The sequence below is a fragment of the Caulobacter sp. 17J80-11 genome, assembly GCF_014349105.1.
Classification (GTDB): domain Bacteria; phylum Pseudomonadota; class Alphaproteobacteria; order Caulobacterales; family Caulobacteraceae; genus 17J80-11.
In genome coordinates, this window is sequence record NZ_JACSJI010000011.1 from 88,130 (window position 1) to 111,927 (window position 23,798).

At 70.3% G+C, this 23,798-nt stretch carries 26 protein-coding genes; 13 read left to right on the forward strand and 13 right to left on the reverse strand.

What is annotated here, in order from left to right; translation table 11 throughout:
* Nucleotides 1–96: 96 nt before the first annotated feature.
* Together H8B08_RS12735 and H8B08_RS12740 are read left to right on the forward strand one after the other, a co-directional pair.
* Nucleotides 97–1,065, forward strand: coding sequence for a pirin family protein (locus H8B08_RS12735; RefSeq protein ID WP_187450575.1), 969 nt, complete (start codon nt 97–99; stop codon nt 1,063–1,065).
* A 95-nt stretch (nt 1,066–1,160) separates the two neighbouring features.
* Entirely contained in the window at nt 1,161–1,304 is a 144-nt protein-coding gene (locus H8B08_RS12740; RefSeq protein ID WP_187450576.1) for a hypothetical protein, read from the forward strand.
* Here H8B08_RS12740 and H8B08_RS12745 read toward each other — a convergent pair.
* From H8B08_RS12745 to H8B08_RS12760, 4 genes are all read right to left on the reverse strand, one after another.
* Entirely contained in the window at nt 1,301–1,633 is a 333-nt protein-coding gene (locus tag H8B08_RS12745; RefSeq protein WP_187450577.1) for a hypothetical protein, read from the reverse strand. The two genes, H8B08_RS12740 and H8B08_RS12745, sit on opposite strands and share 4 nt — an antisense overlap.
* A 9-nt stretch (nt 1,634–1,642) precedes the next feature.
* A complete protein-coding gene (locus H8B08_RS12750) occupies nt 1,643–2,635 on the reverse strand; it encodes an alpha/beta hydrolase (protein WP_187450578.1) in 993 nt (330 codons plus the stop codon).
* Nucleotides 2,636–2,758: 123 nt separating this feature from the next.
* On the reverse strand, nt 2,759–3,952 hold the full coding sequence (locus H8B08_RS12755; protein ID WP_187450579.1) for an acetyl-CoA C-acyltransferase: 1,194 nt from the start codon (nt 3,950–3,952) through the stop codon (nt 2,759–2,761).
* Between the two features lie 33 nt (nt 3,953–3,985).
* Nucleotides 3,986–4,849, reverse strand: coding sequence for an acyl-CoA thioesterase II (locus H8B08_RS12760; protein WP_187450580.1), 864 nt, complete (start codon nt 4,847–4,849; stop codon nt 3,986–3,988).
* A gap of 175 nt (nt 4,850–5,024) precedes the next feature.
* Between H8B08_RS12760 and H8B08_RS12765 the strand changes: the two genes are divergently transcribed.
* Nucleotides 5,025–5,573, forward strand: a complete 549-nt coding sequence (locus H8B08_RS12765) for a beta/gamma crystallin-related protein (RefSeq protein WP_187450581.1) — start codon at nt 5,025–5,027, stop codon at nt 5,571–5,573.
* Between the two features lie 71 nt (nt 5,574–5,644).
* A complete protein-coding gene (locus H8B08_RS12770; protein WP_187450582.1) occupies nt 5,645–6,136 on the forward strand; it encodes a helix-turn-helix domain-containing protein in 492 nt (163 codons plus the stop codon).
* On the opposite strand, the gene H8B08_RS12775 is transcribed toward H8B08_RS12770, so the two are convergent.
* Genes H8B08_RS12775 through H8B08_RS12785 form a run of 3 tightly spaced genes read right to left on the reverse strand, consistent with a single transcriptional unit; the run spans nt 6,133 to nt 7,933 of the window.
* On the reverse strand, nt 6,133–6,540 hold the full coding sequence (locus H8B08_RS12775) for a hypothetical protein (protein ID WP_187450583.1): 408 nt from the start codon (nt 6,538–6,540) through the stop codon (nt 6,133–6,135). The two genes, H8B08_RS12770 and H8B08_RS12775, sit on opposite strands and share 4 nt — an antisense overlap.
* Nucleotides 6,537–6,995 carry a hypothetical protein gene (locus tag H8B08_RS12780; RefSeq protein ID WP_187450584.1) on the reverse strand — a complete coding sequence of 153 codons (459 nt, stop codon included), beginning with the start codon at nt 6,993–6,995 and terminating at the stop codon, nt 6,537–6,539. The genes H8B08_RS12775 and H8B08_RS12780 overlap by 4 nt, the downstream gene beginning before the upstream one ends.
* Nucleotides 6,992–7,933 (reverse strand): acyl-CoA desaturase, encoded by a 942-nt coding sequence (locus H8B08_RS12785; protein WP_187450585.1) that lies wholly within the window; start codon nt 7,931–7,933, stop codon nt 6,992–6,994. Before H8B08_RS12785 ends, H8B08_RS12780 begins: the two co-directional genes overlap by 4 nt.
* Nucleotides 7,934–8,071: 138 nt before the next feature.
* Between H8B08_RS12785 and H8B08_RS12790 the strand changes: the two genes are divergently transcribed.
* On the forward strand, nt 8,072–8,380 hold the full coding sequence (locus tag H8B08_RS12790) for a metalloregulator ArsR/SmtB family transcription factor (RefSeq protein WP_187450586.1): 309 nt from the start codon (nt 8,072–8,074) through the stop codon (nt 8,378–8,380).
* Nucleotides 8,381–8,385: 5 nt separating this feature from the next.
* Here H8B08_RS12790 and H8B08_RS12795 read toward each other — a convergent pair whose 3' ends face one another.
* The 5 genes from H8B08_RS12795 to flgK all read right to left on the reverse strand — a co-directional run bounded on the left by H8B08_RS12795 (nt 8,386) and on the right by flgK (nt 15,000).
* Nucleotides 8,386–9,033, reverse strand: a complete 648-nt coding sequence (locus H8B08_RS12795; RefSeq protein ID WP_187450587.1) for a DUF4232 domain-containing protein — start codon at nt 9,031–9,033, stop codon at nt 8,386–8,388.
* A 91-nt stretch (nt 9,034–9,124) separates the two neighbouring features.
* On the reverse strand, nt 9,125–10,342 hold the full coding sequence (locus H8B08_RS12800; protein ID WP_187450588.1) for an RtcB family protein: 1,218 nt from the start codon (nt 10,340–10,342) through the stop codon (nt 9,125–9,127).
* A 347-nt stretch (nt 10,343–10,689) separates the two neighbouring features.
* Complete coding sequence (gene mnmA, locus H8B08_RS12805) at nt 10,690–11,883, reverse strand: tRNA 2-thiouridine(34) synthase MnmA (RefSeq protein ID WP_187450589.1); 1,194 nt, start codon at nt 11,881–11,883, stop codon at nt 10,690–10,692.
* Nucleotides 11,884–11,947: 64 nt separating this feature from the next.
* Nucleotides 11,948–12,874 (reverse strand): flagellin, encoded by a 927-nt coding sequence (locus H8B08_RS12810; protein ID WP_187450590.1) that lies wholly within the window; start codon nt 12,872–12,874, stop codon nt 11,948–11,950.
* Complete coding sequence (flgK, locus tag H8B08_RS12815; protein WP_187450591.1) at nt 12,874–15,000, reverse strand: flagellar hook-associated protein FlgK; 2,127 nt, start codon at nt 14,998–15,000, stop codon at nt 12,874–12,876. Before flgK ends, H8B08_RS12810 begins: the two co-directional genes overlap by 1 nt.
* 358 nt (nt 15,001–15,358) lie before the next feature.
* Here flgK and H8B08_RS19265 point away from each other — a divergent pair, with 358 nt between their 5' ends.
* The 4 genes from H8B08_RS19265 (at nt 15,359) to H8B08_RS12835 (ending at nt 19,649) form a co-directional block, all read left to right on the forward strand.
* The gene (locus H8B08_RS19265; protein ID WP_187450592.1) at nt 15,359–16,957 is read left to right on the forward strand and encodes a flagellar hook-length control protein FliK; all 1,599 of its coding nucleotides are present in this window, start codon (nt 15,359–15,361) and stop codon (nt 16,955–16,957) included.
* Nucleotides 16,958–16,961: 4 nt separating this feature from the next.
* Nucleotides 16,962–17,663 carry a flagellar hook assembly protein FlgD gene (locus H8B08_RS12825; protein ID WP_187450593.1) on the forward strand — a complete coding sequence of 234 codons (702 nt, stop codon included), beginning with the start codon at nt 16,962–16,964 and terminating at the stop codon, nt 17,661–17,663.
* 116 nt (nt 17,664–17,779) lie between these two features.
* Nucleotides 17,780–19,201, forward strand: a complete 1,422-nt coding sequence (locus tag H8B08_RS12830) for a flagellar hook protein FlgE (RefSeq protein WP_187450594.1) — start codon at nt 17,780–17,782, stop codon at nt 19,199–19,201.
* A 166-nt stretch (nt 19,202–19,367) separates the two neighbouring features.
* Entirely contained in the window at nt 19,368–19,649 is a 282-nt protein-coding gene (locus H8B08_RS12835) for a DUF1153 domain-containing protein (protein WP_163263044.1), read from the forward strand.
* Between the two features lie 78 nt (nt 19,650–19,727).
* Here the strand turns inward: H8B08_RS12835 and H8B08_RS19270 are convergent, their stop codons facing one another.
* Nucleotides 19,728–19,856, reverse strand: coding sequence for a hypothetical protein (locus tag H8B08_RS19270; protein WP_255500814.1), 129 nt, complete (start codon nt 19,854–19,856; stop codon nt 19,728–19,730).
* Between the two features lie 216 nt (nt 19,857–20,072).
* Here H8B08_RS19270 and fliF point away from each other — a divergent pair, with 216 nt between their 5' ends.
* Genes fliF through fliN form a run of 4 tightly spaced genes read left to right on the forward strand, consistent with a single transcriptional unit; the run spans nt 20,073 to nt 23,761 of the window.
* Nucleotides 20,073–21,710, forward strand: coding sequence for a flagellar basal-body MS-ring/collar protein FliF (fliF, locus tag H8B08_RS12840; RefSeq protein ID WP_187450595.1), 1,638 nt, complete (start codon nt 20,073–20,075; stop codon nt 21,708–21,710).
* On the forward strand, nt 21,710–22,747 hold the full coding sequence (gene fliG, locus H8B08_RS12845; RefSeq protein WP_222934453.1) for a flagellar motor switch protein FliG: 1,038 nt from the start codon (nt 21,710–21,712) through the stop codon (nt 22,745–22,747). Before fliF ends, fliG begins: the two co-directional genes overlap by 1 nt.
* A 10-nt stretch (nt 22,748–22,757) precedes the next feature.
* Entirely contained in the window at nt 22,758–23,423 is a 666-nt protein-coding gene (locus tag H8B08_RS12850; protein WP_187450596.1) for a flagellar assembly protein FliH, read from the forward strand.
* The gene (gene fliN / locus H8B08_RS12855; RefSeq protein WP_163263047.1) at nt 23,423–23,761 is read left to right on the forward strand and encodes a flagellar motor switch protein FliN; all 339 of its coding nucleotides are present in this window, start codon (nt 23,423–23,425) and stop codon (nt 23,759–23,761) included. The genes H8B08_RS12850 and fliN overlap by 1 nt, the downstream gene beginning before the upstream one ends.
* Nucleotides 23,762–23,798 lie beyond the last annotated feature (37 nt).

A 23,798-nucleotide genomic window follows, 5' to 3' on the forward strand; every position in this document is an offset into this window, starting at 1 on the left:
CGGCGCCACAGGCGCGGGCTTTCCGCTGCGGCCACGCTCGACAAGACAACGCTGTTCGGCAACCCTCGCCTTTCGGGGGAAGTCAGGGGTAGGGCGATGATCGAACTTGTTGTCGATGCGCGGAAGAAGGACCTGGGCGGCTTCGAGGTCGGGCGGGTGCTGCCGTTCGCCGAGCGGCGCATGGTCGGGCCGTTCATCTTTCTGGACCACATGGGTCCCGCCGACTTCGAGCCGGGCCACGGCGTCGACGTGCGGCCGCACCCGCACATCGGCTTGTCGACGGTGACCTACCTGTTCGAGGGCGAGCTGGTGCACCGCGACAGCCTGGGCTCGCGCCTGAGCATCCAGCCCGGCGAGGTCAACTGGATGACCGCCGGCAAGGGCATCAGCCACTCCGAGCGCACAGACCCGTACCGCCGCGAGATCGGCGCCCGCCTGCACGGCATGCAGGCCTGGGTCGCCCTGCCGACCGAGAACGAAGAGGACGATCCGGCCTTCGACCACTACACCGGCGCGGACCTGATGGAGTACCACGGAGACGGTCTCTACGCGCGGCTGATCGCCGGCGAGGCCTACGGCGCCAAGTCGAAGGTGAAGACCCACTCGCCGCTGTTCTACGTGCACTGGGAGATGGCCGCCGGTGTGAAGTCGGCGCCGCCCAAGGGCCATTCGGAACGCGCCGCCTACGTCGTGAAGGGCGCGGTCGAGATCGACGGGCGCCGCTTCGACGCCGGCCAGATGATCGTGTTCGAGAAGAACGCCGACGCGGTGGTCACCGCCCTGACTCCGGCCACGGTCATGCTGCTGGGCGGCGAGCCGGTGGGCGAGCGGCTGATCTGGTGGAACTTCGTCTCCTCCTCCAAGGAGCGGATGGAGCAGGCCAAGGCCGACTGGAAGGAAGGCCGTTTCGCCCTGCCGCCGGAGGACGACAAGGAGTTTATCCCGCTGCCCCAGGACGAAGCGCCGGTGCAGCCGGCGGCGGAAGCGGGCCCTGAGGAGGCCCCCGAGGGGGCTCCGGAGGCGATCTCGGAGCCGGTTCCGGCAGCGGCTCAAGCCGCGGGCTGACGCCCGTCGGCCTCGGCGCTCCTGCGGACAATTCCGTATTGCCTTCCGATATGAGTGCGAGTCATTCTCAATCGCATCAGTTTGGGAGTCTCGCCATGATCCTCCTCACCCTGGGCGTCGAGACGCTGGCGCGTCTGATGGAGCCGGAAGCGCGCGACCGCGAGGCGGCCTGGCTGCTGGCGGGGCCCGCCGAGGACGCCGTCGAAGCCGAAGAGCCGCCCCCGGCGGCGGACGCCTAGGGCCGGTCCCAGACCAGGTAGCGCCGCTCCTGCAGGGGCGCGGCGTTCAGCGCCGGCCACCAGGCCTCGTCGGCGCGCGACAGAAGCGCGGGCAGGGCCGCGCGCAGGGCGTCGAAGCCGCGCTGGCCGGCGGCCACGGTCAGGACCGGGCCGTCAGCGCGATAGAAGATCAGTTCGGCCGGGCCGGCCGCCGTAGCGCGCCGGGCCTCGACCTGATCGACCTCGCCCCAGGCCAGGCGCGTGACCTCGGGCCGGCGCAGCAGTTCCTTGCGCAGCAGCCGCACCTCGTGGTCGTCGAATTCGATCTCGTACGAAGCCATGGTCTGCAAGGTAGTCGGTCAGGCGGCCTTGAACACCCCGTGCCGCGCGCCCCAGGCCAGGAACAGGTCGGGCCAAATGGCCGCGGGCTTGCCCTGGATCAGGCGCAGGCCGAAGCCGTGCTCGCCCTCCTCGAACACGTGCAGCTCGGACGGGATCTTCGCCGCGCGCAGGGCGGCGAACATCATCAGGCTGTTTTCGACCGGCACGGCGCTGTCGTCGGCGGCGTGCACCAGGAAGGTCGGCGGCGTGTCGGCCCCGACGCTGCGCTCGCGCGACCAGGCGCCGATCCGCTCCTCGCTCGGCGTGGCCCCCAGCAGGTACTCGCGCGAGCCCGGATGGGCGTGCGGGGCTGCCATGGTGATCACCGGATACATCAGCCCCGCCAGGTCCGGCCGGGCGCTGACGCCGTCGCGGGCGTCGACCGCCGCGTAGACCGGCTGTGCATGCCGGGCGGCCAGCGAGGCGGCCAGATGGCCGCCGGCGGAGAAGCCCAGAACCGCCACGCGGGCCGGATCGAGGCCGTAGCGCGCCGCGTCGGCGCGGATGATCCTGAGCGCCCGCTGGGCGTCCTGCAGCGGCGCGTCCGGTCCCGCCGCCCAGCCGTCGGCCGGCAGGCGGTAGCGCAGCACGAAGGCGGTGACGCCCGCAGCGTTCAGCCGGCGGGCGGCCTCGAAGCCTTCCTTGTCGATCACCACGCGCTTGTAGCCGCCCCCGGGAATGATCAGCACCGCCGCGCCCGAGGGACGGGCGGGCCGGAACACGGTCATCAGGGGCTCGGCGATCCCGGTGGCGAAGCGGTCGCGATACTGGGCCGGGTCGGGGCTGCGCTCGACGATCTCCAGCGTCGCGGTCGCGTGCTCGCCGCCGGGCGCGGCGCCCGGCCACAGCCGCACGATCTCGGTCGGGTCGTCGGCGTAGAGCGGCCCCTGCGCGCGGGCGCCGGCGGGAGCGGCGGCCAGAACGGGGGCCAGGGCGGCGCCCAGGCCCAGCACGGTGCGGCGATCAAGCATGGCGGTACTCCCTCGACGGGCGCAGCCTAGCCCTGAGCCGAGGACGCTCCCAAAACGGGGCCGCGCAAACGAAAAGGGCGGAGGCTCGCGCCTCCGCCCTTCCGGTCAGTTTCGTCCGCTGCCTCAGACCAGCTCGATCGCCATGGCGGTGGCTTCGCCGCCGCCGATGCACAGCGAGGCCAGGCCCTTCTTGCCGCCGGTCTTCTCCAGCGCCGAGATCAGGGTAGCGATCACGCGGGCGCCGGAGGCGCCGATCGGGTGGCCCAGCGCGCAGGCGCCGCCGTGGATGTTCAGCTTGTCGTGCGGGATGTTCATCTCGCGCATGGCCACCATCGGCACCACGGCGAAGGCTTCGTTGACCTCGAACAGGTCGACGTCGTCGACGGTCCAGCCGGCCTTCTTGAGCGCCTTCTCCATCGCCGGCACCGGGGCGGTGGTGAACTTGCCCGGCTCGTGGGCGTGGGCGGCGTGGGCCACCACCTTGGCCACGATCGGCAGGCCCAGCTTCTCGGCCACCGACTGGCGGGTCATCACCAGGGCGGCGGCGCCGTCGGAGATCGACGAGGCGTTGGCGGCGGTGATGCCGCCGTCCTTGGCGAAGGCCGGCTTCAGGGTCGGGATCTTGGCCGGGTCGGCCTTCAGCGGCTGCTCGTCCTTCGAGACCACCTCGACGCCCTTACGCGTCGTGACTTCGACGGGCACGATCTCACGCTCGAAGGCGCCGCTCTCGACCGCCGCCTTGGCGCGCGTCAGGCTCTCGATGGCGTAGGCGTCCATGTCCTCGCGGGTGAACTGGTACTCGCGGGCGGTGTCCTCGGCGAAGGCGCCCATCAGCTTGCCCGGCGTGTAGGCGTCTTCCAGGCCGTCCAGGTACATGGAGTCCGAGATGACGTCGTGGCCGATACGGGCCCCGCCGCGGTGCTTGTTCATGACGTAGGGGGCGTTGGTCATGGACTCCATGCCGCCCGCCACGATCACGTCGGCGCTGCCGGCGGCCAGCGCGTCGTGCGCCATGATCGCCGCCTGCATGCCCGAGCCGCACATCTTGTTGACGGTGGTCGCCTCGGTGTTCAGCGACAGGCCCGCGCCCAGCGCCGCCTGACGGGCGGGGGCCTGGCCGAGGCCGGCCGGGAGCACGCAGCCCATGAAGATCTGCTCGACCTTGTCGGCGGGCAGGCCCGCGCGCTCGAGCGCGGCCTTCACGGCGACGGCGCCGAGCTGGGTGGACTTCACGCCCGAGAGCGCGCCCTGGAAGCCGCCCATCGGCGTGCGGGCGTAGGAGGCGATGACGACGGGATCGGAGCCGTTGGCGGGCATGGGAATCCTCGATGAGTGTGTTGTTGGGGCGAGTTAAACCGCCGCCGAGGCGCCTCGCGCAAGCACCTTTCTCAGCTGACGGGCCACGCCGAGCAGTTCGCCCGCGCGGTTCCAGGCCGTTCCGTCCTCCACCGCCCAGCCGTTCGCCCAGTCGCGGGTCGTGAACTCGAACAAGGCCCAGCCGTCGGGCGCGACGTCGGGCGTGAGGGGGCGCGCGAAGTCGTATCTAAGGTCGACGGTGGCCGCCGGCCAGGGACGATCGGTCACGGCGTAGAAGGATGGGAACACGGCGTCGAACAGGAAGGCCAGGCGCGCCGCGTCCAGCGGCAGGCCGTCGTTCAGCCGCATCCAGATGCGGATCACCGCCTCCTCGCCGTTGGCGAAGGGAAAGCCGGCGCCGGCCGGGCGGTAGTCGGCCAGCTGGGTGAAGTGCGGCACGATCGCGGGCGGCAGGTCCAGCGGGGCCAGACCCTCCGGCTGGGCGATCCCCGCTGGGCGGCTGGCGGGCCGGTGCGCCGGGCTGGCCGCGTCCTGACCGAAGGTGACGCCGGCGGTGAAGCGCGTCTCGCCGTCCTGATGCGCCGCGACCTGGGCGAAGGTCGTGGTGCGCGCGCCGCGCAGGCGCGAGGCTTCGAGGGTCAGGGGCGCGAAGTCGGGCTTGGCCAGGTACTGGACCGACACGGTGCGCACCGGCGCGCCCGGCGTCAGCGCCTGCTCGGCGGCGCGGATCGCCAGGGCCGCCAGATAGCCGCCGTTAGGGCCGCCGCGCTCGGGCGAGGCCTCCATGCGGGCGTTGGAAAGACGAAGGGGCGGGAGCGCGACCAGGCCCCCGCCCAGTTGGTCGGTGCGCAGGCGGATCGCCGCATCGAACTCGGCCGTGTCGAGCGCTTCATACATCGGCTCACCTCCGTTGCGATTGGCAACTTAGTCACGTGCGTCCTCAAACGCAACTGACAAAAAAGTTTTCCGCGGCCGGGATCAAAAGCCCAATGGCCAAGGTTGATGGCGGCGTACGGCAAAGCTCGCCCCGTCGGGGGGCCGGCTCCTCTCACGCGTGAAAAGGAGATCGTCGATGCGTTCCGTTCTCTGTTTCGTGGCCGCGGCCGCTCTCGGCCTGTCCGCCCCCGCCGCCCAGGCGGCCTCGTTCCCGAACGTGCCGAAAATGGTCTCCGGCGCCTGGACCAAGGTGGCCACCACGGTGAAGCGGCCGTTCGTCAAGAAGAACACCACGCCCGTCGCCACGTCGACGCCGGCGACCGACCCCGCGACCGAAACCACGACGCCGCCGGCGGCCGCGCCGACCGAGGCCACGACGTCGACCCCCTCCGCCACGCCTGCGCCGAGCGCGGCGGCGACGGCGCTGATCATCTACAGCGGCAAGGAGTGGAGCGGGCGCCAGCTGAAGCTGACCGCCGACACGCCCAATCTCGGCGCCCTGGAATTCAACAACCGGACGCGCTCGGTGCGGGTCCCGGCCGGTGAAACCTGGGAGTTCTGCAGCGACCGCGCCTATCGCGGCCATTGCCTGGCGCTGAGCGGCGAAGTCGCCGACATCAAGGTCTACCAGATGGTCGAGCGGATCACTTCGGTGCGCAAACTGCCGAAGGCGCCGGCGGCCTGATCGCAGCGGGCGGTCCGTCGTCAAAAGCAACGCCCCTTGTTTTCGGGCTGACGCAAGGGCATCTTTCGGGCATGGGCCGCACCGCCGATTATTCGCGTCAAAGCTGCAGCATCGCCGCCACCCTCGAGGTGATCGGCGACCCGTGGACCCTGCTGGTGATCCGCGACGCCTTCCGGGGCGTCCGCCGGTTCGAACAGTGGCAGGAGCGGCTGGGCGTCGCGCGCAACGTGCTGGCCTCGCGTCTGAAGAGCCTGGTCCAGCACGGCGTGCTCGAGCCCCGGGTCTATTCCGAGCGGCCGCTGCGCCACGAGTACGTCCTGACCGCCAAGGGCAAGGACCTCTACAAGGTGCTGCTGACCCTGCACGACTGGGGCGCGTCACACCTCTACGGCGACGAGGGCGCGGGCGTCAGCTTCGTGCACAAGACCTGCGGCCACGAGCTGAAGCCGACCCTGGCCTGCGCCTGCTGCGGCGAAGAGGTGAAGCCGCGCGACCTGGAGATGAAGGTCGAGCCCGACCGCCCCACCGTCGGCGACGTGCTGAACAAGGGCGAGGCGGCTTAAGTCCCGCGCCGGTAGGCGACCCGCCAGATCACGAGTCCGACGAGGGCGCCGATCGCCGCGGCTAAAGCGACGACGCCGTAGGTATCGGGATCGGTCGTTCCGTTTATCAGACTGGGCAGACCAATCGGGAGCGCGTTGAGCACGCCCCCGAGCACGACGGCGCTCAATGGGTCCCGCCGCCCGAGCTCGTGAAGGATCAACCAGACCGGTCCGCCAAGAAGGCCCAGTCCCAGAACGTATACGATCAGGGCTGCGGGTCCGACGAGCAGGACGATAGGCGCCGCCACGGCCACGTCATCGCCAGTCGACATGACGAAGGCCAATGCCCAAGAGGCGGCGCCGATCACTGCTCCGCTGGTGAGACCAAGGCCCGCCCGTGTTGGATTGGTGACGTAGGTCGTCATGCGCTGACTCCTTGGCCGTGGTGGTCAGCGCGCCGGTAAGCGACCCGCCAGATCACCCAGCCGACTGGAGCGCCGACCACACTGACTGCCGGCAGGAGTATGGGCCACATCAGGTATCCCGTCGGTGCTATCACAATGGTGAGCACCATGATGGCGGCGCAGCTGACGCCGACGCCGGCGATGATTGCGTCGGATGGGCCGCGCCGGTTCGCGACATGCATGAGAAGCCAAATCGGCGCGCCAAATATCGTCAGTCCCATCAGGTAAATCGCCGAAAACAGGCCCCAAGTGCCTGCGCCCATTCTGACGAGATCGGACGGGCCATTGGAGCTCCAGCTAAAGATCAACAGCATTAGGACGTTGAGAGCTGCCCAAACGGCGCCGCCTGCCGCCGCACCAGCGAGCAGCCCGAGGAACGCCCGGGGTCGGGTCGTGAGATAGGCCGTATGGCTCATTGCGTCGCTCCTTGGCGGACAGCCGCGCGCAGGCTCGCCCGCTCCGGCATGGTCTCCGGGGTGCGCACGTCCCAGGCCAGGCCCACGCGCTCCAAGAGCTGGATGAAGCGAAAGCCCCAGTCGGCTTGGCCGGGATACAGGCCGATGCGGGCCGAGCCGGGGTAGGCGTGGTGGTTGTTGTGCCAGGCCTCGCCCATGGTCGGGATCGCCGCCCAGGGCACGTCATGGGCCTGCACGCCGGCGCCGTCGACGATCCAGGTCTGCGGGCCCCGGCGATGGGCGAACCAGCCGACCAGCCAGTGGCCGTTCACAGAGGCGGCCACGCGGGCGCACACGCCCCACACCACCCACGGCCAGCCGCCCAGCAGATAGAGGACGACCGCGATGGGGGCCTGCTGCAGCATCCAGCTGCGCTCCAGGAAGCGGTAGCAGACGTCGCCGGCCAGCTCGGGGCCGGGGTCGAACACCGGCGGGCGGGCCAGCAGCAGCCGGCAGTGCGTGCTCCACCACCAGTCGCGCAGCATCCCGCTGCGATGGGCCAGGGCCGGGTGACAGTCGGGACGCCGCTGGGCCCAGTCGCGGGTGTCGTGCACCCGCACCATCCACAGCGGCCCGCTCATGCCGACCGCCGTGCCGCACCAGACCAGCAGGTGCTCCAACCACTTCGGGCACTGGAAGCTGCGGTGGATCATCCGGCGGTGGAAGCCGACCGAGTGGCCGAGCAGCAGCAGGCCCCCGGTCAGCACCAGGAAGACCGCGAAGGCGCTCCAGGTAAAGAAGACGGGGCCGAGGAGCAGCGCGCCCAGCAGCATCGCCCCGTTCCAGAGCGAGTGCTCCGGATCCCAGCGCACCTCGCCCTCGACCGGACACGCGTCCGGGCCGAGCCGCAGGGAATTGACGGCGTGGGGATCCTCAACGTGGCGGACCGTGACGTCCATGCGCTTGCCTCCCGCGGCCGCCCCGCCGCCGAGTGATTACGCAATTAGCTTATTGCTTAAATATCGAGAGTGGCAAGCCCTTAGGAAATTCCTTAAATAGTGACGGGCCGAATCCGTTGTCGGCCTTGGGAGATCCCCGTGCAGCGTATCTTCGAAGCCCTGTCCTCGGTCGTCCGGCGCAAGATCCTGGCCTATCTGGCGCACACCGAGCTGACCGCCGGCGAGATCGCGGCGCGGTTCGAGATCTCCAAGCCGGCGGTGTCCCAGCACCTGAGCGTGCTGGAGGCGGCCGGCCTGGTGGAGAGCGATAAGCGCGGCCAGTACGTCTATTACCGGCTGGTCCAGGAGAACCTGGTCAACACGCTCAACGACTTCGTCCAGGAAGTCTGCCCGGTGTCCAAGCCGCTCAAGAAGGAAAGCGCGGCCCTGGCCAAGAACCGCAAGTAACCCGGTCAGGCCGGCGGCCTGACCGCCTGTTTCACCGCCGCCAGCTCGGCCCGCACGGGCGAAACGCGGACCTGGCCGCCGCAGGCCTCGATGCGTTCTTCGACTTCCAGGGCCTGGTCGCCGCCGGGCGGGGTGACTTGCGCGCGGGTGGCGGTCATGCACGGCGCCTCGGTCGAGGGCACGACGTTCCAGGCCAGGTAGAACACCGCCCGGCCGTTCGGCGCGACGGTGACCGGCGCGGCGGGGCCGCCGCTTTCGAAATAGTTCTGCTCGGTCTGCACCACGCGGATGGGCAGGGTGCGCCCGCTGGCGTCGAACAGGGTCAAGGTCGGATAGCCGGCCAGGGTGCAGGGCTTGGGCGCGACGCTGGTGAGCGCGAAGGTGGCGACCCGGTTGCCGGCGCCGGCGTCGGTGGCGATCCGCTTCAGGGTCAGCTCGCCCGAGCGGCAGTTCGCGCCGCCGGGGGCGGCGGGCGCGGCGGTGACCGGCGTGGCGGTCGCGGGCGCCGCCGGCTGGACCGCCGCCGGCGCGGGCGGCGTCGTTCCGGTCGGGGTGGAGGCGGGGGAGGGCGACTCCTCGCGCTTCTCCCCGCGCCCGCAGGCGGCGAGCGACAACAGGGCCAGCAGGGCAATCGTCGGACGGGAGCGGATCATCGTCTGATCTCCTTCATCGTATGAACGCTACTCCGGCGCAGATTGCTCCGCTCTCGGCCGCCGCGCCCGTGAGAGCGCGGCGGCCGCAGCGTCAGCCCTTCACGCAGACCACCTGGCGCAGGGTGTGCACCACCTCCACCAGGTCGGCCTGGGCGGCCATGACGGCGTCGATGTCCTTGTAGGCCATCGGCGTTTCGTCGATCACCTCGGCGTCCTTGCGGCACTCGACGCCCTCGGTGGCGCGGACGTGGTCCTCCACCGTGAAGCGCCGCTTGGCTTCGGCCCGGCTCATGGCCCGGCCGGCCCCGTGGCTGCAGGTGCAGAAGGAGTCCCGGTCGCCCTTGCCGCGCACGATGAAGGAGCGCGCCCCCATCGAGCCCGGGATGATCCCCAGTTCGCCTTCGCCGGCGCGCACCGCCCCCTTGCGGGTGACGAACACGTCCTTGCCGAAGTGCTTCTCGCGCGTGACGTAGTTGTGGTGGCAGTTCACCGCCGTCTCGGTGGTGAACAGGTCCGGCCACTCCTCACGCAGGACGCCCAGCACGCTCTCCATCATCACCTCGCGGTTGGCGAAGGCGTATTTCTGCGCCCACGACACCGCGCGGATGTAGTCGACGAAGCCCTCCGTCCCTTCCGGGAAGTAGGCCAGGTCGGCGTCCGGCAGGTTCACGAACCAGCGCCGCATCTCGTGCTTGGCCCGCTCGATGAAGTAGCTGCCGAACTTGTTGCCGACCCCGCGCGAGCCGGAGTGCAGCATCACCCACACCGCCCCGGCCTCGTCGAGGCACAGCTCGACGAAGTGGTTGCCGGTGCCCAGCGTGCCGAGGTGGCCCGCGCCTCGCGGGTGGGCCGCCTTCGGGTGCTTCTCGATCACGGCCTTGTAGCCGGCCTCGAGCTCCGCCCACTTGGCCTGAGCGGAAGCCGGCGGGTCGTCGAGCCAGGCGCCCTTGTCGTTGCGCCCGCCGTTGTCGGTGCGCCCGTGCGGGACGGCGGCTTCGATCCGCGAGCGGACGCCGGCCAGGTTGTCGGGCAGGTGCTCGGCCCGGATCGAGGTGCGCACCGCCATCATGCCGCAGCCGATGTCGACGCCCACCGCCGCCGGAATGATCGCGCCCACGGTCGGGATCACCGAGCCGACGGTCGCGCCCATGCCCCAGTGCACGTCCGGCATCACCGCGACGTGGGAGTGGATGAACGGCAGGCTGGCGACGTTGCGCAGCTGCTGCAGGGCCGCCCCTTCCAGCGGCACGCCGCGGGTCCACGCCTTGATCGGCGCGCCCGGGCTGTCGAGGACTTCGTATCCGCTCACCGCGGATCTCCTTCTTCTTCAGCCTCCCGCCCGGCCGAAGCGAGGTCCCCGAAACGAAGAACCCCTCCCGACCGGGTCGGGAGGGGTTTCTGCGAACACCGAAGGTCGAACGACCCTAGGCTCCGGCTCCCTCCCGCGCGCACGCGCCCTTCATCTCGACCGGATTCCGGTCGAGGCTGACGGGGGCCTGCAGGGTGTAGGGCGTACGGAACATGGGTCCTCTCGCTTCGGGGCGCGGCGGGTAACACGGGTCGATCGACGCGCGCCAGAGGGCGTGAGCGGGTGGGCCGCGAAGCGTGGCCGTAAGGACACGCTCCCTTCTCCTCCCCCGCTTCGCCGCGGAGGCGTTAGAGCACCGCTTCCGTCGAGACGATGAAGCCGCCGCCGACCACGCGGTCGGGATCGGCCGCGGCGTAGAGCACGCAGGCCTGGCCCGGGGCGACGCCTTCCTCGCCCTCGTCGAACACAACGACCGGCGCGCCGTCCCTCAGTCGCAGGCGGGCCGGGGCGGGCGCGCGGGTGGAGCGCACGCGGGCCAGCACCGCCAGCCCTTCGGCGGCGGCGTCCTCGATCGTGGCCTGGTCGCCCAGCCAGTTGATCTCCTTCATCGCCAGCGAGCGGGTCAGCAGCGCCTCACGCGGGCCGACGATCACCCGGCGGTTCTCGGGATCCAGCTTGACCACGAACAGCGGCTCGCCGACCGCGACGTTCAGGCCGCGGCGCTGGCCGATGGTGTAGCGGGTGATGCCCTCGTGGCGGCCCAGCACGCGCCCGTCCAGGTGGACGATGTCGCCCGGCTCCTTGCCCTGCGGGCGCAGCCGGTCGATCAGGTTGACGTACTTGCCGTCCGGCACGAAGCAGATGTCCTGGCTGTCCGGCTTCGACGCGATCTTCAGGCCCAGGTCGGCGGCGACGCCGCGCACCTGGGGCTTGGGCAGGTCGGCCAGCGGGAAGCGCAGGAAGTCCAGCTGCTCGCGCGTGGTGGCGAACAGGAAGTAGCTCTGGTCACGGGCCGGATCGAAGGCCTTGCGCAGCTGGGCGCCGTCGCCGGTCGCGGCGCGGCGTACGTAGTGGCCGGTGGCCATGGCCTCGGCCCCGAGCTCGCGCGCGACGTCCAGCAGGTCGCGGAATTTGACCGTCTGGTTGCAGCGGATGCACGGGACCGGCGTCTCGCCGCGCAGGTAGCTGTCGGCGAACTCGTCGATGACGCTCTCGCGGAAGCGGCTTTCGTAATCCAGCACGTAGTGCGGGATGCCGATCGTTTCGGCCGCCAGGCGCGCGTCGTGGATGTCCTGGCCGGCGCAGCAGGCGCCCGACTTCTTCACCGCCGCGCCGTGGTCATAGAGCTGCAGGGTCACGCCCACCACGTCGTAGCCGGCCTGCTTGAGCAACGCCGCCACCACGGTGGAGTCCACCCCGCCGGACATCGCCGCGACCACGCGCGCGCCCTGCGGCAGGCCGACCGCCGCGCGCGCGGTTTCGACGGCAGCGCCGAGGTCGGCGGCTTCGATGGTCGGGATCGGGCAGGCGCTGGTGGTCATCGGCGACCATGTAGCGGTCGAGGCGCCCGATTGCGAGGGCGCCCCGCGTCGCGGTCGCCTGAGATCACCTCAGGATGTCGAGCAGCGAGGTGTTCCTCAGCTGACCGATCACCTGCGCCGAAGCCTGCACGGCGATCTGGGCCTGCTGCAGGGCGGTGATGGCCTGGGCCATGTCCGCGTCGGTGCGTTCGCCGATCAGCTCCTCCATGGCCACCGACTGGTCCTTCTGGGACTCCAGGTGGTTGTCGACGCGCTTCTGCAGGGCGCCGTTCTGGGCGGCCTGCTGCAGCACGTCCTCGTGCGCGGCGCCGAAGGTCGAGATGATGCCCTGCAGGAAGGCGCGCTGGGTGTCGTTCATCTGGCCGGTGAGCGGACCGTTGGGCCCCTCGTGATAGGCCTGGATTTGGCGGAAGGCGTCGAACAGCGAGCCGCCGACCTCGTTCGCAAGGAAGCCGGTTTGCAGGCTGGAGGCGTCGTCCAGGCGCGAGACCGTCTTCAGCTGGTCGTTGACGAACACGTTGGCGGCGGCCGGCACGGCGGTGAGGTCGGCAAGCGTGTCGGCGGTCACCGGCGGCGTGTCGATCTGGGCGCCGCCGAATACGTAGCGGCCCTGGTGCTTGAAGTTCAGGCCGTCCTGGGCCGTGGAGAACCGGCTCTGCAGGTCCAGCATCAGGCCGTCCAGCCGGCCGTTGGCGATCGCCTCGGCGATGTCCTGGCGGGCTCCGTCGGCGGCGTCGGCCACGCGGGTCAGAGCCAGGTCCTGGCTCTCCAGCCGCTGGGCGACCTGGCCGCCGGCGTCGATGTAGCCCTGCATGCGAGCCTGGGCCGAGCGGAAGGCGGCGATGGTCTCCGACCCACGGCCGAAGCCTTTCAGATCGTCGGCGATCTTCTGGGTCGAGACCTGGCTCTGGGCCTCGGACTGGCGCTTCTGGGCCCGCATCAGGTCGAGCAGCGCCGATTGATAGGTGTTGGCGGTGGAGACGCGCGTCATCACAGCATCCCGAGAAGAACGTCGTACATGTCTTTGGCCGCCTGGATGAGGCGGCCGGAGGCGGCGTAGGCTTGCTGGAACACGGTGAGCTTCACCAGTTCCTCGTCGAGGTTGACTCCCTCGATCCCCGAGCGGCGGGTCTCGGCCTCGCGGGCGAGGGTTTCGGCGGCGTCCTTGCGCTGCGAGGCCAGCGCCGCCTTGCCGCCGAGGTCGCCGGCGAACTCGGCCATGTAGCGGGTGACCGAAACGGTCGAGCCCGCCGCCCCGCCGGCGCTCTCGAACCACGTGGCGTTCGATCCGGCGTCGGCCAGCTTCTGCGTGTTGCGGCCGTCGCCGCGGGCGGCGCCGGCGGCCCCGACCGCCGCCGAGAAGTCGAGCTGCGCCAGGGCCAGCTTGGTCGGATCGTTGCGGACGTCGGTGCGGATCGAGAAGCCGTCGGCGCGGCTGGCCCGCGCGCCGGCGCCGATGCCGAACAGCTCCGCAAAGCCCACGCCGCTTCCGGCCCGGCTGGTCTTGTCCTCGATCAGCGCCATGGACGCCGCCGGGTTGGTGTTGGGCGTGAAGGACATGCGCCCGAGGGAGTCGAGCGAGAAGGTCCCGTACTGCCCCACCCCGGCCGACGGGGAGTTCAGCTGGTTCAGCAGGTCCTGCATCGTCCCGCCGGGCGGGATGGCGACCTTCAGGTCCTTCAGCCGGGCGCCGTTCTCGTTGGAGAAGCGGAAGGTGATGGTGTCGCCAGGCGTGAAGCCGTGCGACGAGGCCGGCGTCAGGCCGGTCTCGTAGAGCGCGATGCCGTCGCTGCGGACCAGGTCGTTGAGCCCGAAATAGTGCGAGAAGCCGCGCCCGGCCTTGTCGCTCTTGGCGGCCGGATCGTCGGCGATCGCCACGCCGTTGCCGCTGCCGTTCGCCGTGAGGGTCAGGGCCCCGTTGACGAAGCTGGCGCTGCCGTCGGCGCCGAGCGAGGCGTTCAGGTCGGCCAGGAAGCTGCCCGGGGTGAAGGCGCTGGCCGGGCCGCCGTTGGTGCTCATGGTCCCGGCGCTGAAGTCGACGTCAACGCGCCGTACGACCTTGCCGCTCGCATCCATGATGGCGATCTCGGTGCGGCCGGTGAAGCCGGTCACCGCGGTCGGCAGGTCCAGACCGGTGTTCCGGCCGGTCAGGCTGGTGGGCGGCGGGACAGAGGTGCCGGCGTTGTGGGCCCGGTTCAGCTCGTCGGCCAGCCGGGTCATCAGCTCGCCCAGCCGCTCGTCGGCCGCCGGCGCCTCGACGTCGCGCAGCTCGATCAGGCCCTTCAGTTCGCCGCTGGTCAGGTGGTCCGACAGCTGGCGCTTTTCGCCGCGGGGCTCGGTCAGCCAGATCTGGTCGAAGGTGGTCTCGGCGTTGATGTTGCCGGCGCGCTGGTAGGAGAGGGTGGCGGCGCCGTCCCCGACCAGCACCATGCCGTCGCCGGTGCGCAGGTTCACCCCGCCCGCTGTGCGCGCGCTCACGCGCACGTCCATGAACTGGGAGAGCTGGTCGATCAGCTGGGCCTGCGCGCTCTCGGCGCCGGAGGAGTCGTTGCCGACCACCGTGGCGCGCGAGATCTCGACGTTGAGGGACTCGATGTCCTTCAGGAGGCCGTTGATGGTGTCGACCGCGGTGACCAGCCGGCTGTCGGCGTCCTGACGGACGGCCTGGATGCCGGCGTGCACGCGCGCGGCCTCGTCGAACAGCTGCTGGGCCTTGAAGACGGCGTCCTGGCGGCGCGGGCCGGAGGTGGCGTCGTCGGTGATCGCGCTGAAGGCGGCGAACATCTGGTCGACCTGGGCGAAGACGCTCGTGTCGCCGCTGGGGTCGCCGAACAGGTCCTGGATCCTGTCCATCATTTCGGCGCGCACGCCCTGGCGCGCGGCGTCGCCGTTGGCGTTCAGGGCGGCGGCCTGCAGGAACCGGTCGGTGGCCAGACGGATGCGCCCGGCCTCGACGCCCGCGCCCACGCCGGCGGTGACCAGCGGGTTCTGGTCGACGACCTTGCGGATGTAGCCCGGCGTGTTGACGTTCGAGACGTTGTCCGAAATCACGCGCAACTGCGTCTGGGCGGTCATCAGCCCGGACGTGGCCGTGTTCATGATGGTGGTCAGCGACATGCGCGCCCCCCGGTCGGCAAAGCCTTCGCCCCGCCCGGCGGAATTTGCCCGCCGTTTGGTGAACGCTCGAAAGCTTCAGCCTTGAAAAACATGGACTTCCTCTGGTGAGGCGCTCGCCTCGCGGAATTGACGCGCAAGACCGGCGCCAGAGCGGGGTTCGGCGAAGGCGCCGGGTCGATCCTTGCCGCCGGGCGGCAAAATCCGCCGCCGTCGGGCAGACAGGGACGCCGTCCGCGGGCAGGCAAGCTCAATAAATTCAAGGCGATGTCGCTGCGGCCCGGTGGTTGCATGGGAGGGCCCGAACACCCTGGCGCAGCACGCGCTCCTTCCGAAGCCGTCACGGACTTCCGAGCCGCGCATGTCGTCTGTCGATATTCTTTCCGCCCTTGTGGCCCCCGTGACGTCCTCGCCCGCGCCTGCGGCCGGCGAGGGCGACGCCGGCGCCTTCAAGCAGGCGATGGACGCGGTCTCGAACGACGCCGAGACGCCGGCCCGCGCCGACGCGCCGGCGGCGCCGAGGAAGGGGTTCCTGAATTCCGCCAAGCTGGCCGCGGCCAACGCCGCCGTCACCGAGGCCGCGGCTGACGTCGACGTCGCGCCCGCGGCGCCGGTTGCGGCGGTCGCGCCGATCACGGACGCGGACGACGTCGTCGCCGGGAAGGACGAGGCGCCGGTCGCTTCTGACGAGGCGGCTCCGGGCGTGGACGCCGCCAGCCCTGACGCCGTCGAGGTCGCGACGGTCGTCGCGCCGCCCGCGCCCGTCGCTCAGGCGGCGGCCACTTCGGCTACGGCCGAGACGGTCGCAGCCGACGAGCGCGGCCTGTCGACCGTGGGGCGCGCCCTCGGGGCGATCGATCGTATCCTCAACGAGAACGGCGTCCGGATCGACGGCGAGGCGAGCCCTGAGCGTCTGCAGGCCGTGAAGGCGGCGGTCGATCAGGTGATGGCCAAGGCGCCGCCGCAGGTGCGGGCCAAGCTCGAAACCTTGTTCGCCCGAATCCTCCAGCCCGGCGCCGAGGCTTCGGCTTCGCCGGCGACTGATGAAGCCGCCGTGCCGGCTGCGCAGGCCGACGCCGACGCGACCCAGGCCCAGGCCGAGGCGGCGCGGGCGGCCGAGACGCTGAAGGCAATCCAGGCGGCCCTGACCGGCGGCCAGACCCGCCGCCCGGCGCCGGCCAGCGTGATGCGCGACTTCGCGGCGGCCAACGCCGCCGAAGCGCCGGCGCTCACGCCGCGCCTGGCCGACCCGCGTCAGGAGGCGGCCCGCGAGGCGCCCGCCGAGGCGGCCGACGCCGGCAAGTCTTCGGGGGGCGCCGACACCTCGTCGTCCCCGACCGCGGCCGCGGCCGCGTCGACCCCGACCGCCTCCAAGTCCGCGAAGGCCGAACCGACGCCTGAGCCCGCGGGCGTCGCGGCCGCCCAGACGGACCCGGCGATCAACCCGGCGGCGCCTGCCGACACGGCCGCGGGCGCGCCGGCCGCCCACGCCGGCGCGCACGCGGTGATCGCGGAGGCGGTGCGCGGTTCGCCGGAGACCGTGGCCCACCTGTCGGCCGAGATCCTCAAGAAGCTGGGCGAGCGGTCGACCCGCTTCGACGTCGAACTGCATCCGGCCGACATGGGCCGGGTCGACGTGCGCCTGACCATCGAGGCCGACGGCCGGCTCAAGGCCCAGATGGCCTTCGACAACCCGGTGGCCGCCGCCGACCTGCGCGCCCGCTCAGACGAGCTGCGGCGCAGCCTCGAACAGGCCGGTTTCCAGGTCTCCGAGGACTCCTTCAGCTTCGCTGATCGCAACAACGGCGGCGGCTCTTTCGAGGACGCCCGACAGCAGTTCGCCGACGGCGGCCGCGCCCGGGCCCGCGCCTTCCGCGCCGGCGAGCAGGCCGCGAGCCTCGCCGACGCCCCCCCAGTCGCCCGCCGCGCCGTCCGGCTCGGCGTGGACGTGAGGATCTGACGACATGGTCGACACCGTCAACGCATCCCAAGCCGCGGCCCAGGCCGGCGCGAAGATCACCAACAGCCGCACCCAGCTGTTCGACAATTACGAGACCTTCCTGGCGCTGCTGACCTCGCAGCTGAAGAACCAGGACCCGCTCTCGCCGATGGATTCGAACGCCTTCACCGAGCAGCTGACGCAAATGGCCGGGGTCGAGCAGCAGCTGATGACCAACGACCTGCTGAAGGCGATGGTGGAGCAGAACAACGCCGCCCTCTCCAACTCGGTGACCTACATCGGCAAGGAGGTGACCGCTGCCGCCTCCGCCACCAAGCTCGACAAAGGCGCGGCGACCTGGTCCTACGAGCTCGGGGCCGACGCCTCGGAAGCGACCCTTCAGATCTACGACACCACCGGCAAGGTGGTCTGGTCCGGCCCGGCGCCCGACAAGGGCGAGGGCATCCACGACTTCGCCTGGAACGGCAAGACCTCGACCGGCCAACAGCTGCCGGACGGCGGCGTCTACGTCATGAAGATCACGGCCAAGAAGGGCGACGCGGAGGTCGCGTCGCAGGTTCTGGCCCGCGGCAAGGTCACCGCCGTCGAGATGTACGACGGCCAGCCCTACCTCACCATCGGCGGCTCGATCGTGCCGCTGAGCTCCGTGATCAGCGTCGCCGAGAAGCCGGCGACCAGCGCGCCGGAGACCCCGGTGACCAGTTGATCCGACCCGCCGACACCGAAAATGGGCGCGCTCGAACGGCGCGCCGTCGGGGCTCCGGCCCCACCGCAGCAAGCGCCGCCGCCTGATCCAACGCATCGACTGACAGGATACGCATCATGAGCATCAACAGCGCCATGCTCGCCGGCGTCTCGGGCCTGACCGCCAACTCGTCGGCGCTCGCCGCCATCTCGGACAACATCGCGAACGTCAACACCGTGGGCTACAAGCGCGCCCAGGTGGACTTCTCGACCATCGTGACCTCGCAGTCGCTGAAGGCGTCCTACAGCGCCGGCGGCGTGCTGGGCACCGCCCGCCAGTTCGTCTCGCAGCAGGGCCTGCTGCAGCGCACGACCTCGAACACCGACCTCGGCGTCCAGGGCAAGGGCTTCTTCGTCGTCACCGAGAAGCCGGAAAACCTGACCTCGACCGACGCGCGCCTGTTCACCCGCGCCGGCTCCTTCACCAAGGACGACCTGGGCTACCTGCGCAACGCCTCGGGCCTGTACCTGCAGGGCTGGCCGATCGACGACCAGGGCAACGTGATCTCCGATCCGTCCGACCTGACCCGGCTGCAGACCATCAACGTCACCTCGATCGGCGGCGCCGCCGACCCGACCACGCGGGCGACCATCAACGCCAACCTGAAGTCGAGCCAGGCCGTCTCGGCCGACGCGGCCACCTACAACCCGACCGTGGCGGCCACCAGCATGGCGGCCTACGACCCGGCCAACGGCACCGGCGTGAAGCCGGACTTCGAGCTGCAGATCCCGGTGTCGGACTCCAAGGGCGGCAAGCGCACCGTCGCCGTCTCGTTCCTGAAGAGCCCCAACGCCAACGAATGGTACGCCGAGATCCGGGCCATTCCGGCGAGCGACGTGGTCACCGCCACGCCGCTGCAGAGCGGCCAGCTGGCCACCGGCATCGTCCGCTTCACCGCCGACGGTCGCTACGACGCCGCCAACTCGACCCTGTTCCCGGCCCCGCCGGCCGCGCCGGAGCTGCAGTTCGGCGCCTCGGCCGGCGCCGTTCCGGTCCCCGGCTCGGGCACCTTCAACTGGGATCCGTCGCTGGGCGTCGCGGCCCAGACCCTGCGCATCGACCTGGACAGCGCCGCCGGCGGCCTGACCCAGTTCGACAGCCAGTCGGTGGTGCAGGCGGTGCTGACCAACGGCACCACCTTCGGCAACCTGACCAACATCGAAATCGACGACGAAGGCTTCGTCACCGCCATCTTCGACAACGGCGTGACCCGCAAGATCGCCCAGGTCGCCCTGGCCACCTTCCCGAACGACGACGGCCTGATCCGCGTGTCGGGCAACGCCTACCGGGTCTCGCAGGAAAGCGGCACCTACAACCTCAAACCGCCGGGGCAGGGCGGCGCGGGCCTGCTGTCGCCCTCGACGCTGGAGGCTTCGACCGTCGACCTGTCGTCGGAGTTCACCGGCCTGATCACCACCCAGCGGGCCTATTCGGCCTCGTCCAAGATCATCACGACCGCGGACCAGATGCTGGAAGAACTGCTCATGATCAAACGCTGATCGCCGGTATCCGAGTAACTTGAATGAACGCCGCCTTAACAGCGGAAGGTAGCGCAAGCGTCGGTGGTCGGACGATTAGTGTTCGATTCACCATCGCGCTTAAGCCGACGTTATCGGGGCCGCGCTACTGTGACGCTACGATGGTGGTGAGAGAGGCGTAAGGCCCATGCTGCAAGAGCATCGCCTGAACAGCAGAGGCGAAAAATACGTGATCGGTCCGACGGGGGCCCCCCTGACGGTCACCGATCTTCCGCCCCCGAACACCCAGCGATGGGTGATCCGCCGCAAGGCGGAGGTGGTGGCGGCCGTTCGCGGCGGGTTGCTGTCGCTGGAAGACGCCTGTGCGCGCTACCGGCTGACCAACGACGAGTTCCTGGCGTGGCAGGCGGCGATCGACCGCTGGGGCATGCCGGGCCTGCGCACGACCCGGATTCAGCAGTACCGCTGATCCGGTTCGCCCTGGTCGAGTTGTTCGACGGCCGCGCTCCCCTCGGGAGCGCGGCCGTCGGCCCTTCTGGCTGTCGCCTCAGGGGGCCGCGTGCCTGGCGGCGGGCCACATCTGGCCCGTTTCGCGCACGTGGACCGCGTAAATGACCAGCAGGGCGGTGATGAAAACGCCGAACGCTCCGGCGACGGCCTTCTTACGCTTCGACATGACGTCCTTCCCCCGACGAACGTGTTCGGCGGAATTGGGCGGAAACGGGGCGAAAAGTCAATCGACAGTTGTGCTTAACGCGCGCTCTTCCCGGCGGCGCCTGTTCCCCGAGGCTCCACGGGCCGCTCGTAAACAGGTCGTTTACCAACCGCCCGGAAATATCTGCCTAGTGGGGCGACGAGTCGGCGGGGGCCCCCGAGAGTGGGGCGGGCGCGCGTGGAGTCCTTTCTGAACGGCTTGCGGAGATTCGGGATCGGCCGTCTTGCGGCGGTTATCGGCGCCGCCGCGGGCGCGGCGGCGATCCTCGTCGCCATGATGATGAACCTGGGCGGCCAGCCCAAGGCGCTGCTCTACTCGAACCTCGATCTCAAGGAAGCGTCGGAAATCACCTCCGCGCTCGACCAGGCCGGGGTGAAGTACGAGGCCAAGGGCGACGGTTCGACCATCATGGTCGACCGCGACAACGTCGCCTCCACCCGCCTGATGCTGTCGAGCAAGGGCCTGCCGACCTCGGGTTCGGTCGGCTACGAGCTGTTCGACAACGCCTCGATCATGGGGCAGACCGAATTCACCCAGAACCTGAACAAGCAGCGCGCCCTCGAGGGCGAACTGGCCCGCACCATCCGCTCGCTACAGGGTGTGACCTCCGCCCGGGTGCACCTGGTGCTGCCCAAGCGCGAGCTGTTCGAGGAAGAGGCGGCCCAGCCGACCGCCTCGATCGTCGTGGGCCTGGGCGGGCGCGAGCTGAAGGCCGACCAGGTCCGCTCGCTGCGCAACCTGGTGGCCGGCGCCGTGCCGGGCCTGAAGCCCGACCACGTCACCGTCGTCGACGAGTCCGGCGAGATGCTGGCCGCCGGCGCGGAAGGCGACGAGGGCGGCTATCTCGGCGAGCTGGCCGCCGGCCGCAAGGCCGAGACCGAGGAGCGCATCCGCCGGGCCGTGAAGGGCATCGTCGAGGGCGTCGTCGGCCAGGGCAAGGCGCGCGTCGAGGTCACCGCCGACCTCGACCTGAACCGCGTCACCACCCAGGAAGAGCGTTTCGATCCGGACGGCCAGGTCGTCCGCTCGACCCGCACCGCCGAATCCAACCAGAGCGAGACCGACCCCGGGGCCGACGGCCAGGTGACCGCCGCCGCCAACCTGCCGCAGGGCCAGCAGCAGCCGGGCTTCCTGTCGACCAGCTCGTCCAGCGGCCAGACCGAGGAGATCACCAACTACGAGATCTCCAAGACCACCCGCACCGAAGTGGTCGAGCCGGGCGCGGTGAAGCGGCTGTCGGTCGCCGTGGCCGTGGACGGCGTCACCGCCGCGGGCGCGAACGGCAAGCCGGGCGCCTACACCGCCCGCACGGCCGCCGAGATGCAGCAGATCGAGCAGCTGGTCCGTTCGGCGGTCGGCTACGACCAGGAGCGCGGCGACCAGATCAGCGTCGTCAACGTGCGCTTCACCCGACCCTCGGCGGCGGAGCTGGGCGGCACGGCCGCGGGCGCGCCGATGCTGGACTTCGACAAGAACGACATCATGCGCGCGGCCGAGATGGGCATCCTGGCCGTGGTCGCGGCCCTGATCATCTTCTTCGTGGTCCGCCCGATGCTGAAGACCGCCGAGGGCCCGACCCCCGGCGCTACGATCCCGGTGACCCATCTGCAGCCCGCGGGCGCGCCGGCCGGGGCGCTGTCCTACGAACCCGCCCAAGCGGCCCTGACCGGCCCGTCTGAGATGGATCACCGCATCGACATCGCCCGCATCGAGGGGCAGGTGAAAGCGTCCTCGGTGAAGAAGGTCTCCGAGTTCGTCGGCAAACATCCGGAGGAGTCGGCCTCGATCCTCCGCAACTGGCTGCATGAATCCTGATGAGCGCGCTGGCGATCCGTAAAAAGGGGGCGATCGACGATCGCACGAAGCTGACCGGCCCTGAGAAGGCGGCGGTCATCCTGCTCTCGCTGGGCGAAGAGCACACCCAGCTGTGGGAGCAGCTGGACGACGAGGAGATCAAGGAAATCTCCCAGGCCATGTCGAGCCTGGGCACCGTCTCCTCCTCGGTGGTCGAGGATCTGCTGTTCGAGTTCGTGTCGGGCATGTCCGGCACGGGCGCGATCATGGGCTCCTACGAGCAGACCCAGCGCATCCTGCAATCCTTCCTGCCGGCCGACAAAGTCGACGCCCTGATGGAGGAGATCCGCGGCCCGGCGGGGCGCACCATGTGGGACAAGCTGGGCAACGTGAACGAGGCGGTGCTCGCCAACTACCTGAAGAACGAGTACCCGCAGACCGTCGCGGTGGTGCTCTCCAAGGTGAAGGGCGACCACGCCGCGCGCGTTCTGGCCTCGCTGCCTGAAGACTTCGCCCTGGAGTGCGTGCAGCGGATGCTGCGCATGGAGCCGGTGCAGCGCGAGATCCTCGACAAGATCGAGCAGACCCTGCGCACCGAGTTCATGTCCAACCTGGCGCGCACCTCCAAGCGCGACAGCCACGAACTGATGGCGGAGATCTTCAACAACTTCGACCGCCAGACCGAGAGCCGCTTCCTGGCCGCGCTGGAAGAGCGCAACCGCGAGTCGGCCGAGCGCATCCGCGCGCTCATGTTCGTGTTCGAGGACCTCGGCAAGCTGGACCCGGGCGGCGTGCAGACCCTGATCCGCGCGGTCGAGAAGGACCAGCTGGCCATCGCCCTGAAGGGCGCCTCCGACACCCTGCGCGAGCTGTTCTTCTCCAACATGTCCGAACGCGCCGCCAAGATCATGCGCGAGGACATGGAGAGCATGGGCCCCGTCCGCCTGAAGGACGTGGACGCCGCCCAGATGTCCATGGTGCAGCTGGCCAAGGACCTGGCCGCCAAGGGCGAGATCATGCTCGCCGGCCAGGGCGACGACGACGAGCTGATCTATTGAGGCCCGCGTCGTGACCCAGCAGCCCCGCAAATTCGGCTTCGACATGGAGTTCGGCGACGCCGGCGTGGTGATTTCCGCGCCGCCGCCGCGCCCCAAGCGCTTCTTCACGCCCGAAGAGGTCGAGGCGATCCGCGAGCAGGCCTATCGCGAAGGCGAGGCCTCGGCCGTCGCTCGCGCCGAGGAAGCCCACGCCCACGCCCTGGCCACGGTGGCCGAGCAGGCCCGCTCGGGCCTGTCCGTGCTGGCCCAGGTGGCCCAGGCCCACAAGGCCGGCTGCGCCGAGCTGGCGCTGGTCGCCGCCCGCCGGGTGGCCGACGCGGCCCTGGACCGGTTCCCGACGGCGGCCCTGGAGGCGGCGCTGGAGGCGCTGGCCCAGGAGGTCGAGAGCGCGCCGCGCCTGGTCGTGCGCATGGCCCGCATCGACGAGCGCGTGCAGGCGGCGGTGGAAGACGTGGCCCAGGCCATCGGCTTCGCCGGCCAGATCGTGTTCAAGGCCGAGCCCGGCGCGGCCGGTGCGGCCTTCGTGTTCGAGTGGGGCGACGGACGCGCCATCTTCGATCCCGAAGGCGCGGCTCAACGCGTCGAGGCCGCCGTCCGCGCGGCGCTCGCCGCCGAAGGCCTGCACGGCGACGACCTTTCAGTTCATGGGCTTTCAGTTCACGGGGAGCCGCGATAATGGCCGCCGACAACGATCTTTCGCTCGAAGAATTCCCGGTCTCCACGGCGCTGGCGACGTTCGAGGACGGCGAGGCCCAGAAGGCCGCGGCCGACCTGGCGCCGGTGTTCGACGTGCCGGTCAACATCTCGGCCGTGCTGGGCAAGTCGCACGTCTCGGTGGCGCAGCTGCTGAAGCTGGGGCCGGGCTCGGTGGTGGAGCTGGACCGCAAGGTCGGCGAGGCCATCGACATCTACGTCAACAACCGTCTGGTCGCCCGCGGCGAGGTCGTCGTCGTCGACGACCGGCTGGGCGTGACCATGACCGAAATCATCAAGAGCGAGGACGTCGGCGTCTGACGGCGCGACTCGCTGCAAATAGTACAGTTCGACCGAC

Bases quoted from the DNA above. Each gene is read 5' to 3' on its own strand.
- H8B08_RS12735 (WP_187450575.1), top strand. From the start codon at position 97: ATGATCGAACTTGTTGTCGATGCGCGGAAGAAGGACCTGGGCGGCTTC.
- H8B08_RS12740 (WP_187450576.1), top strand. From the start codon at position 1,161: ATGATCCTCCTCACCCTGGGCGTCGAGACGCTGGCGCGTCTGATGGAG.
- H8B08_RS12750 (WP_187450578.1), bottom strand. From the start codon at position 2,635: ATGCTTGATCGCCGCACCGTGCTGGGCCTGGGCGCCGCCCTGGCCCCC.
- H8B08_RS12755 (WP_187450579.1), bottom strand. From the start codon at position 3,952: ATGCCCGCCAACGGCTCCGATCCCGTCGTCATCGCCTCCTACGCCCGC.
- H8B08_RS12760 (WP_187450580.1), bottom strand. From the start codon at position 4,849: ATGTATGAAGCGCTCGACACGGCCGAGTTCGATGCGGCGATCCGCCTG.
- H8B08_RS12765 (WP_187450581.1), top strand. From the start codon at position 5,025: ATGCGTTCCGTTCTCTGTTTCGTGGCCGCGGCCGCTCTCGGCCTGTCC.
- H8B08_RS12770 (WP_187450582.1), top strand. From the start codon at position 5,645: ATGGGCCGCACCGCCGATTATTCGCGTCAAAGCTGCAGCATCGCCGCC.
- H8B08_RS12775 (WP_187450583.1), bottom strand. From the start codon at position 6,540: ATGACGACCTACGTCACCAATCCAACACGGGCGGGCCTTGGTCTCACC.
- H8B08_RS12780 (WP_187450584.1), bottom strand. From the start codon at position 6,995: ATGAGCCATACGGCCTATCTCACGACCCGACCCCGGGCGTTCCTCGGG.
- H8B08_RS12785 (WP_187450585.1), bottom strand. From the start codon at position 7,933: ATGGACGTCACGGTCCGCCACGTTGAGGATCCCCACGCCGTCAATTCC.
- H8B08_RS12795 (WP_187450587.1), bottom strand. From the start codon at position 9,033: ATGATCCGCTCCCGTCCGACGATTGCCCTGCTGGCCCTGTTGTCGCTC.
- mnmA (WP_187450589.1), bottom strand. From the start codon at position 11,883: ATGACCACCAGCGCCTGCCCGATCCCGACCATCGAAGCCGCCGACCTC.
- H8B08_RS12810 (WP_187450590.1), bottom strand. From the start codon at position 12,874: ATGACGCGCGTCTCCACCGCCAACACCTATCAATCGGCGCTGCTCGAC.
- flgK (WP_187450591.1), bottom strand. From the start codon at position 15,000: ATGTCGCTGACCACCATCATGAACACGGCCACGTCCGGGCTGATGACC.
- H8B08_RS19265 (WP_187450592.1), top strand. From the start codon at position 15,359: ATGTCGTCTGTCGATATTCTTTCCGCCCTTGTGGCCCCCGTGACGTCC.
- H8B08_RS12825 (WP_187450593.1), top strand. From the start codon at position 16,962: ATGGTCGACACCGTCAACGCATCCCAAGCCGCGGCCCAGGCCGGCGCG.
- H8B08_RS12830 (WP_187450594.1), top strand. From the start codon at position 17,780: ATGAGCATCAACAGCGCCATGCTCGCCGGCGTCTCGGGCCTGACCGCC.
- H8B08_RS12835 (WP_163263044.1), top strand. From the start codon at position 19,368: ATGCTGCAAGAGCATCGCCTGAACAGCAGAGGCGAAAAATACGTGATC.
- H8B08_RS19270 (WP_255500814.1), bottom strand. From the start codon at position 19,856: ATGTCGAAGCGTAAGAAGGCCGTCGCCGGAGCGTTCGGCGTTTTCATC.
- fliG (WP_222934453.1), top strand. From the start codon at position 21,710: ATGAGCGCGCTGGCGATCCGTAAAAAGGGGGCGATCGACGATCGCACG.
- fliN (WP_163263047.1), top strand. From the start codon at position 23,423: ATGGCCGCCGACAACGATCTTTCGCTCGAAGAATTCCCGGTCTCCACG.